Here is a 1588-nt window from a genome sequence, read left to right as displayed (position 1 = left end):
CTTTTCTGGGTTTCCGAAAGGTTAGTTTCCCGCAGATTAGCCACCTCTTGGCGCAATCTTTCCCGATAGCTGCCGGTGATATTTTCGGGGAATTCTTCCGTCTCCGTGGTGGCGGTTGCGGCGGGCAAATTTTGTCGATTGCTGGGGTTAAAGGACAATTTCGGGCGATCGCCGACCAAGGGGGTAAGATTTTGATTAACTCTAGCGTTGGCAGAGCGGTCGGGAATCACTAGGGTTTGATTAACTTTAATCCGGTTGGGGTTGTCAATGCCGTTTTCCCTGGCTAATTCGGCGGGGGTGATGCCGAGAGCGCGAGCGATCGTGTTTAAGGTATCCCCTGGCCGAACCCGATAAACTTGATTTTCTGGGGGAATTATGACCCGAGGATTGGGAACGGCGGGAATTTCAGTCACAGGAGCCGGATTTCGTAGGGCGACGCTGGGAATTTCCGGTCTGCTTGTCAAGGGAGGATTAAGGGGAATTGTTGCTATCGTGCGATCGCTTTCAGGGGTGGGAACGGGAATCGGGATCACCTGGCTGGTTGGTCGAGGGGATTCTTCGGGAGCAATAACGGGAATCTCGACGCTAGTTGGCGAATTATCGGGAACGAGAGCGGTAGTTTCAGTAACGATTACTGTTTCCCCAGAATTGGACTGATGGGGGGTTTCCTCGGTTCGCAAGGCGGCCAAACTTTCTTGGAGACGTTGACGGGTTTGACGCAGACTAGCAGAGGAACTATCCAACTGCTCAGGAGTTGCTGCCGGGGCTGCCGGGGGCAACTGCTCAGGAGTGGGAATTTTTAAGGTTTGTCCGATAATCAGATCGGATTGGGGGGAAAGATTATTGCGGGTAGCGATCGCTGAAGGGGTGGTTTGATAGGTGTCGGCTAAACTCCACAGGGATTCTCCCGGTTTTACCTGATGGTCAACTACTGATGTGGCGATGAATTTGACGGTAGCAAGTGCTTGGGATTGGATTATTTGCGGTTCTTTTAGTTCTTTACCCGCAGCTTTGGCTTTTTGGGACAGGTCGATCACTTCCCATTCCGGAGGTACAGAATTGGCGGCCTGGGCTGATTCTGAGGTGGAGTTGAGAAGGCTAGGTACTCCCAGAGAGAGTGCTAATCCCAGCAGGGCAGCCGAGCAACGGACTCGGTTAGACTCAGCATTGCTATTCTGTTCTGGGGTAGCGGATGTCATGGGGTTGTGGATAAAAGTCTCTTTCAAACAGACCTCCTGTGGTGTAAAGAGTTAGCTAGAGCCAGTCGATGAAGCCGATGATTCTAGCTTTCAGCATTAGCCTTGAGGCTAGAGTAGAAGTTAGGCAACTTTCTTTTTAGTCAAAATACCTAAAGGTGACTTTTAGGAGAGATTAACTTAGATTTTGAAATTATGCAAGTCTCCCTCTGACTATTAGCATCGGGATCACGGCAAGTTGGTGACATTTTGAATGTCCAGATTGACGATGCGCTATCTCAGTTGTTCCAAGCTGATCAGCATTTTTGGTCTTGCCAATTTTTGCCAGTTTTTTCATAGAAATTTTTTATCTGTTTTGCGATTTACAAAGAAATTATTAATCATTAGCCGCT

General features: G+C 49.2%; 1 protein-coding gene. It reads right to left on the bottom strand.

What is annotated here, in order from left to right; translation table 11 throughout:
• On the bottom strand, nt 1-1199 hold a 1199-nt coding region (locus IQ242_RS24415; RefSeq protein ID WP_193961733.1), incomplete at its 3' end, for a LysM peptidoglycan-binding domain-containing protein.
• Nucleotides 1200-1588 lie beyond the last annotated feature (389 nt).

It is taken from the genome of Microcystis sp. LEGE 08355, assembly GCF_015207185.1.
Taxonomy (GTDB): Bacteria; Cyanobacteriota; Cyanobacteriia; order Cyanobacteriales; family Microcystaceae; genus Microcystis; species Microcystis panniformis.
Note: the sequence above shows the minus strand (reverse complement) of the source record. Positions and strands in the feature narration are given on the sequence as shown.